The sequence below is a fragment of the Bacillus sp. MBGLi79 genome (assembly GCF_002953915.1).
In genome coordinates, this window is the sequence record NZ_CP026521.1 from 1839419 (window position 1) to 1847763 (window position 8345).

9 protein-coding genes are annotated in these 8345 nt (G+C 43.5%); all 9 read left to right on the forward strand.

Going from position 1 to position 8345, the window contains the following annotated elements:
* The first annotated feature begins 66 nt into the window (after nucleotides 1–66).
* Entirely contained in the window at nucleotides 67–1041 is a 975-nt protein-coding gene (gene mraY / locus C1T29_RS09385; RefSeq protein WP_103748798.1) for a phospho-N-acetylmuramoyl-pentapeptide-transferase, read from the forward strand.
* Nucleotides 1042–2397, forward strand: coding sequence for a UDP-N-acetylmuramoyl-L-alanine--D-glutamate ligase (gene murD / locus C1T29_RS09390; RefSeq protein WP_103748797.1), 1356 nt, complete (start codon nucleotides 1042–1044; stop codon nucleotides 2395–2397).
* 59 nt (nucleotides 2398–2456) lie between these two features.
* On the forward strand, nucleotides 2457–3557 hold the full coding sequence (gene spoVE / locus C1T29_RS09395) for a stage V sporulation protein E (protein ID WP_071580676.1): 1101 nt from the start codon (nucleotides 2457–2459) through the stop codon (nucleotides 3555–3557).
* Nucleotides 3558–3677: 120 nt separating this feature from the next.
* On the forward strand, nucleotides 3678–4769 hold the full coding sequence (gene murG / locus C1T29_RS09400; RefSeq protein ID WP_040083217.1) for an undecaprenyldiphospho-muramoylpentapeptide beta-N-acetylglucosaminyltransferase: 1092 nt from the start codon (nucleotides 3678–3680) through the stop codon (nucleotides 4767–4769).
* A 31-nt stretch (nucleotides 4770–4800) separates the two neighbouring features.
* Nucleotides 4801–5712 carry a UDP-N-acetylmuramate dehydrogenase gene (gene murB / locus C1T29_RS09405; RefSeq protein ID WP_014663889.1) on the forward strand — a complete coding sequence of 304 codons (912 nt, stop codon included), beginning with the start codon at nucleotides 4801–4803 and terminating at the stop codon, nucleotides 5710–5712.
* A gap of 129 nt (nucleotides 5713–5841) precedes the next feature.
* Nucleotides 5842–6633 carry a cell division protein DivIB gene (gene divIB, locus C1T29_RS09410; protein ID WP_014663890.1) on the forward strand — a complete coding sequence of 264 codons (792 nt, stop codon included), beginning with the start codon at nucleotides 5842–5844 and terminating at the stop codon, nucleotides 6631–6633.
* Nucleotides 6630–7325 carry a DUF881 domain-containing protein gene (locus C1T29_RS09415; RefSeq protein ID WP_014663891.1) on the forward strand — a complete coding sequence of 232 codons (696 nt, stop codon included), beginning with the start codon at nucleotides 6630–6632 and terminating at the stop codon, nucleotides 7323–7325. The genes divIB and C1T29_RS09415 overlap by 4 nt, the downstream gene beginning before the upstream one ends.
* Nucleotides 7326–7347: 22 nt before the next feature.
* On the forward strand, nucleotides 7348–8055 hold the full coding sequence (locus tag C1T29_RS09420; RefSeq protein WP_041521328.1) for a DUF881 domain-containing protein: 708 nt from the start codon (nucleotides 7348–7350) through the stop codon (nucleotides 8053–8055).
* Between the two features lie 17 nt (nucleotides 8056–8072).
* Nucleotides 8073–8345 (forward strand): small basic family protein (locus C1T29_RS09425; protein WP_208945661.1); only part of this gene is annotated, 273 nt, incomplete at its 3' end.

Genomic DNA, 8345 nt, shown 5'->3' on the forward strand with positions numbered 1-8345 from the left:
TGGAAAAAAATCATGAATATGATAACTACGTATGTCGTTTGAAAGAAACAGGAGGAGAAAAGGACAATGCTTGAGCAAGTCATTCTGTTTACAATTTTAATGGGTTTTTTAATTAGTGTTCTGCTCTCTCCGATTCTTATTCCGTTTTTAAGAAGATTAAAATTCGGCCAGAGTATTAGAGAAGAAGGACCGAAATCACATCAGAAAAAATCAGGGACACCGACAATGGGCGGGGTCATGATTATACTTTCTATCATAGTGACAACAATTGTGATGACACAGAAGTTTTCAGAAATAAGCCCCGAAATGGTGCTGCTTCTGTTTGTTACGCTAGGCTACGGTTTGCTTGGCTTTTTAGATGATTACATCAAGGTTGTCATGAAGCGCAATCTTGGATTGACGTCAAAGCAAAAGCTGATCGGACAAATTATTATTGCAGTTGTATTTTATGCGGTGTACCATTACTACAATTTTGCGACAGATATTCGCGTTCCTGGAACTGACTTCTCATTTGATCTAGGCTGGGCTTACTTTATTCTGGTGCTCTTTATGCTTGTCGGCGGATCAAATGCAGTTAACCTGACTGACGGCCTTGACGGCTTATTATCCGGTACCGCGGCGATTGCTTTTGGCGCCTTTGCCATTCTGGCATGGAATCAGTCTCAATATGACGTAGCGATTTTCTCAGTGGCCGTTGTCGGCGCAGTTCTGGGCTTCCTTGTATTTAATGCTCATCCGGCCAAAGTGTTTATGGGAGATACGGGATCGCTTGCATTGGGAGGAGCCATCGTTACCATTGCCATTTTAACGAAATTAGAGATCCTGCTGGTTATCATTGGCGGTGTATTCGTTATTGAGACATTATCTGTTATTCTGCAGGTCATCAGCTTTAAAACGACAGGTAAACGAATTTTCAAAATGAGTCCGCTTCATCACCATTACGAGCTTGTCGGCTGGTCTGAATGGAGAGTAGTCGTGACGTTTTGGGCTGCGGGACTGTTGCTTGCCGTTTTAGGAATTTACATCGAGGTGTGGTTATAAGTGGAAAATGATCAATTTTTACAGAATCAGCATTTTTTAATCCTTGGGCTTGCGAAAAGCGGGTATGCGGCGGCCTCCATTCTTCATGAAAAAGGCAGTTATGTTGCAGTCAATGACCAAAAGCCTTTTGAAGAAAACGAACCGGCACAAAAGCTCTCTGAAAAAGGAATCGAAGTGGTTTGCGGAGAGCATCCAGTTTCTCTGTTCGATCAGCATCAAATCACGATTCTGATCAAAAACCCGGGAATTCCTTATGAAAACATTATGGTTCAGGAAGCGGAGAAAAGAGGCATTCCGGTCTGGACGGAAATTGAGCTCGCTTACTACCTGACAAATGCCAAGTTTATCGGAATTACCGGATCGAACGGTAAAACAACCACGACAACGCTGATTTACGAAATGCTCAAAGCTGACTCGCAAAAAGCACTGATTGCCGGAAACATCGGCACAGTCGCAAGTGAGGTTGCCTATCATGCTGATGGGGACGAATGGATCGTTACTGAACTGTCTTCGTTCCAGCTGATGGGAACACACGCTTTCAGACCGGAAATCAGCCTGATTTTAAATGTATTTGACGCCCATTTGGATTATCACCATACACGGGAAAACTATGAAAAAGCGAAACAGAAAGTGTATCTTCATCAGACTGCCTCAGATAAAGCCATTGTCAACCAAGATGATGACACGGTTGTGCGTCTTGCTGAAGCTGGAAAAGCCGAAACAGTCTCATTTTCAGTCAGCAAAACGCTTGAACAGGGCGCTTATGTAAAAGACAGTATGATTATGTTTAACGGCGAAGCCATTCTTCCTCTGGAAGAGGTTGTCCTGCCCGGAGCTCATAACCTGGAGAACATTTTAGCAGCGATTGCAGTTGTGAAAACGGCAGGTGCGTCCAATGAGGCGGTTAAAAAAGTGCTGACAAGCTTTACTGGCGTGAAGCACCGCCTCCAATATGTGACGACAGTGAATGGCCGCAAATTTTATAACGACAGTAAAGCAACAAACATTTTGGCGACAAGCAAGGCGCTATCAGCTTTCGATAAGCCGGTCATTCTGCTTGCGGGCGGACTGGATCGCGGAAATGGTTTTGATGACTTGAAACCTTATATGAAGCATGTCAAAGCAGTGCTTACTTTTGGCCAGACGGCGCCAAAACTCGAGAAACTCGGCAATGAGCTGGGAATACAACATGTCAAACGTGTCGATAATGTTGAACAAGCAGTATCTGCGGCGTTTGCGATCTCAAATGAAGGAGATGTCATCCTGCTGTCACCCGCGTGTGCGAGCTGGGATCAATTCAAAACATTTGAAGAACGCGGTGACATGTTTATAGATGCCGTGCATATGCTTAAGTAAGGGCTTGTCTTGAAGTAATCGGCAGCCCTAATGACTTTAAGCTTGGGGTGTCGATTGCTTTGACTACTAAAAAAACATCGCCTGATTTGTTATTGGTCATCATTACGTTATTATTATTAACAATCGGATTAATTATGGTGTACAGTGCGAGTGCGGTATGGGCGGATTATAAATTTGACGACTCATTCTTTTTCGCGAAACGGCAGCTTTTGTTTGCGGGAATCGGCGTCATAGCTATGTTTTTTATCATGAATGTCGATTATTGGACTTGGAGGACATGGTCCAAATTGCTGATGGTTATCTGCTTTTTCCTTCTGGTGCTTGTTTTGATACCGGGCGTCGGAATGGTGCGGAACGGTTCAAGAAGCTGGATCGGAGTCGGAGCATTCAGCATACAGCCTTCAGAGTTTATGAAGCTTGCGATGATTGCATTCCTTGCTAAATTTCTCTCTGAAAAACAAAAAAACATCACATCGTTCAGACGGGGGTTCATCCCTGCACTTGGCATCGTGTTTTCAGCATTTTTGATTATTATGTGCCAGCCTGACCTCGGAACGGGGACAGTAATGGTCGGAACTTGTATTGTCATGATTTTTGTAGCCGGCGCGCGGATCGCCCATTTCGTCTTTCTCGGGCTGATCGGCCTCAGCGGATTTGTCGGGCTCGTCCTATCGGCTCCATATCGGATTAAGCGGATTACCTCATACTTAAATCCATGGGAAGATCCGCTCGGAAGCGGATTTCAGATCATTCAATCGCTTTATGCAGTGGGGCCCGGCGGATTGTTCGGAATGGGACTCGGACAAAGCAGACAGAAGTTCTTTTATCTGCCTGAGCCGCAAACAGACTTTATTTTCGCCATCTTGTCAGAGGAGCTGGGCTTTATCGGGGGAACACTTATTTTGCTCCTCTTCAGCATCCTGCTTTGGAGAGGAATCAGAATTGCGCTTGGTGCGCCTGATCTGTACGGAAGCTTTGTCGCAGTCGGTATTATTTCAATGATTGCCATTCAAGTCATGATCAATATCGGCGTAGTCACAGGCCTGATTCCGGTAACAGGCATCACGCTCCCGTTTCTGAGCTACGGAGGCTCTTCATTGACTCTGATGCTGATGGCAGTCGGGGTGCTGCTGAATGTAAGCCGCTACTCGAGGTATTAACGAATGTTTTGCCTAGCGCCCTGTCTAACAGGAAGCTAGGAAACAATTGATGCGATAACCCTGTCCAACAAAACAGGGTTATCGTTATGTTATAGAGAAACTTAGACTGGGGGAAAAGATATGCGAATTGCAATAAGCGGAGGCGGTACAGGGGGACATATTTATCCCGCGCTTGCTTTTATTAAAGAAGTGCAAAGACGTCATCCTAATGTGGAATTTTTATATATCGGGACAGAAAACGGGCTGGAGAAAAAAATTGTTGAGCGGGAGAATATACCGTTTCGGTCAATTGAAATTACAGGATTTAAAAGAAAGCTGTCATTTGAAAACGTCAAGACTGTGATGCGTTTTCTAAAGGGCGTCAAAAAGAGCAAATCGTATTTAGCGGAATTTAAGCCCGATGCTGTGATTGGAACGGGCGGTTATGTTTGCGGGCCGGTGGTCTATGCCGCTGCGAAAATGGGAATTCCGACTATTGTCCATGAGCAAAACAGCCTGCCGGGCATCACAAATAAGTTTCTTTCAAAATATGTTAATAAGGTAGCGATTTGTTTTGAAGAAGCAAAATCACATTTTCCTAGTGAGAAAGTTGTATTTACGGGAAACCCGAGAGCTTCTGAAGTCGTCTCAATAAAGACGGGCCGATCAATGGCTGAATTTGGGCTTTCTGAAGAGAAAAAAACCGTTTTAATCTTTGGCGGAAGCAGGGGTGCAGCACCGATTAACCGCGCTGTCATTGAGATGCAGGATGAGTTAAAAACAAGAGACTACCAAGTGCTGTATATCACCGGTGAAGTTCACTATGAAAAAGTAATGAATGAGCTGAAAAGCAAGGGTGCAGCTGATAATATGGTCACAAAGCCGTTTCTTCATCAAATGCCGGAGTATTTAAAGGCCATTGATGTCATTGTGGCCAGAGCCGGTGCGACTACGATTGCCGAAATTACTGCTCTTGGAATTCCAAGTGTTCTGATCCCGAGTCCATACGTGACAGCGAACCACCAGGAGGTCAATGCGAGATCTCTCGGCCAGCATGATGCGGCGATTGTACTGAAAGAAACAGAGCTCAGCGGGGAGAAGCTGATTGAAGCGCTAGACCGGATTGTACTGAATGAGCAAACGTTAAAGGAAATGAGCGAACGAACAAAGTCACTCGGTGTTCCTGACGCGGCTGCCCGTCTATACAGCGTACTCGAGGAATTGAAAAAATAATAGAAAAGCAAATGGAATGCGGAGGTTTACGATGGAGAAAGTGATACAGGAATTAAAAGAACGCGAAGTCGGCAAGGTTCTTGCAAATGAACCGCTCGCGAATCATACAACAATGAAAATCGGCGGACCTGCGGATGTATTGGTCATTCCAAGCAGTGTAGATGCTGTTAAAGACATCATGGACGTGATTAAAAAATATGATGTGAAGTGGACAGTCATCGGACGCGGATCAAATCTTCTTGTTTTAGACGAAGGAATAAGAGGCGTAGTGATTAAGCTGGGCGCGGGTCTTGACCACTTGGAGCTTGAAGGGGAACAAGTAACAGTCGGAGGCGGTTATTCAGTGGTCCGCCTTGCTACATCATTGAGCAAAAAAGGCCTGTCCGGTTTGGAATTTGCTGCCGGCATTCCAGGATCAGTCGGCGGCGCGGTTTATATGAATGCCGGCGCTCACGGTTCTGATATGAGCGAGATCCTCGTCAAAGCGCACATATTATTTGAAGACGGTACGATTGAGTGGCTGACAAATGAACAGATGGATTTCAGCTACAGGACATCTGTATTGCAAAAGAAACGCCCGGGCGTTTGCCTTGAAGCTGTTTTGAAGCTGGAGCAGAAGGATAAGGAATCAATCGTTCAGCAAATGCAAAGCAATAAAGACTATAGAAAAAATACACAGCCGTATTCAAGCCCATGTGCGGGAAGCATCTTTAGAAATCCGCTTCCGAATCATGCCGGGAACCTTGTTGAAAAAGCAGGCTTGAAAGGATATCAAATCGGCGGTGCAAAGATATCGGAGATGCACGGAAACTTTATCGTCAATGCGGGGGGAGCATCAGCAAAGGATGTACTTGATCTTATTGACCATGTGAAAAAGACAATCCGTGAAAAATACGAGATTGATATGCACACAGAGGTTGAAATCATCGGCGGAAATCGCTGATTCAAGTTCTGACTGAAGCTGTTCATATGATATACTGTAAGCAAACGACAAACGGCATCATAGCATGCCGTTTGTTTTGGAATAGACAGACTTTTAACAGCTGTTTCATTTGAATGAGGTGAACAGGCAATGAACCCGGGTCAAGACCGAGAAAAAATCGTTAACATTGAAGAGCGTATCCCTAAAATTAAAGAGCAGAGGAAACAGAAGGCAAACCGCCGTCTCATTTCATTTATTATGCTCTTTTTTATTATGGTGCTGGTCATTGTGTACCTGCAAACGCCAATCAGTAAAGTATCAACAATCTCTGTTACTGGGAATGAAAATGTATCTAAAAAGGAAATTATCGACCTTTCCGATATTAACAGCGGAGATACTGAGTTTTGGAGTTTGGACAAGCAAAAAACAGAAAAGAAGATTCAGCAAAATAAATTAGTGAAAAAAGCGGAGATCAGCAAATCGCTTCCTAATAAAATCAACATTGCAATCGAAGAATATAAAGCGATTGCTTATTTAGAAAAAGACGATGTGTACTATGAAGTGCTTGAAAATGGCTCAGTTCTGCCAAATGAAGTAACACCGGATGATGCCGGGCCAATTTTGGTGAATTGGACAAATGCGAAGAAACGCTCTCAAATGGCCAAGCAGCTTGATGAGTTGTCAAATTCGCTAAAACAGTCGATTTCAGAAATTTATTATACGCCTGTAAAAATGGATGAAAACCGTATTAAGTTGTACATGAACGACGGTTATGTTGTCACCGCGTCTATTAAAACCTTTGCAGACCGAATGAAGACGTATCCTTCTATCATTTCACAGCTTAGCAGCAATAAAAAAGGAATTATTCATTTAGAAGTTGCCACCTATTTTGAAGAGTTCGGAAAGAACGATAAAGCTGCCAAAAAGGAAGATGAAAATTGAGGGGCAAATCAGCAGTCCTTCTTTCCTTGATTATGCTTATCGCAGGCTTTTTGATTTCATTTTCTTTTCAAATGACAAAAGAAAACAACAAAAGCGCGGCTGAGACGGAAGAGTGGAAAAAAGAATATGCACTGAGAGATGAACTTCTGAAACAAGAGAAAGAAAATAGGAAGCTTGAAAAAGAATTATATCAAAAGCAAAACAAAGTCCGCCAGGCGGAAAATAAGCTGAAGAAAGAGAAGACGGAATACTATAACGTCCTCGAAGATACAGAAAAATACAGGATGTATATTGGGGAAGTCGGCGTGCAGGGAGAAGGCGTTGAGGTGACATTGGAAGATGCGTCATACATACCGGAAGGGGAGAATGTGAACAGTTATATCGTTCACGAAAGCCATATCTTCCAAGTGGTAAACGAACTGTATATCTCGGGAGCAGCTGCCGTCGCCGTAAATGGACAGCGGTTGACGCATGATTCTTATATCAAGTGCAATGGTCCTGTTGTAACGGTAGACGGGGTGCAGCATCCCGCTCCGTTTACGATATCTGCTATTGGAGATCCGGATGTCCTGCTGCCTTCGTTAAATATCGCAGGAGGCCTGATCGATCAGCTGTCACTGGATCATATTTCTGTTTCGGCAGAAAAAGAGAAAAACGTACAAATGAAACCGATTCTGAAAACGAAGGAATGACTGAAAAAGCGGGTGAAACAGATTGAAAATAAAGCGTTCCTTCATAAGCATCAGTGTGCTTATGGTCATCTTCGGCCTGATGATTTCTGTTCAGTTTAATTCATTAAAACACCCTCAAGTCCGGGATACAAGAGATATGTGGGACATTAGGGAAGAGCTGACATCAGAGCAGAAGAAGCAGGAAAAGCTGCTGGCTGAAATAAACAAATATGATAAACTGCTGAATAGCTATTCGCAAACGAAAGAAATGACAAAAGAAACCGCGCTCAATAATACCTTGCAAACCTTAAAAAAAACAGCCGGCATGACCGATATAACAGGTAGCGGAATTGTCATCACTATTTCCCCGCTTTTTTCTGAAAGCTTAACAGGAGAGGCGATCGAAAATCCGCCTCCGGATTTGCTGAAAAAGCTGATGAATGAACTCAACTTCTTCGGTGCAGAGCATATCTCAATTAACGAGCGAAGAGTTGTGAATCATACAGTCATCAGAGATATCAACGGCACAACAAAAATAGACGGGTACGCTCTTGACGATTATCCTTTAACAGTAAAAGTGCTTGCCAAAGATCCGGACATGTTGTACAGCAGAGTGAAGGGGTCAGGCCTTGAGGATCTTTTTGCATCTGAAAATTTAGCATTAAAAGCCGGTAAATCTGAAAGCAAACTAACATTAAAAGCATATGACAGACCATTAGACGTACAACAGCTGAAACTGCTTAAAGACTGAAAAGGAGGAGAATTGTCATGTGGCTGCCCGTGTTGGGACTGGTGCTCGGAATAGCGATTGGACTGATGACAAACTTAACGATACCGAGTGAATACTCAAACTATTTATCGCTTGCGGTGCTTGCCGCACTTGATACATTAATCGGCGGAATCAGGGCGCATTTACAAGGTACATATGATGAAATGGTATTTGTTTCCGGTTTCTTTTTTAATATTATATTGGCAATAAGTTTAGCTTTTCTGAGAGTCCATCTTGGTGTAGACTTGTATTTAGCAGGTATATTCGCTTTT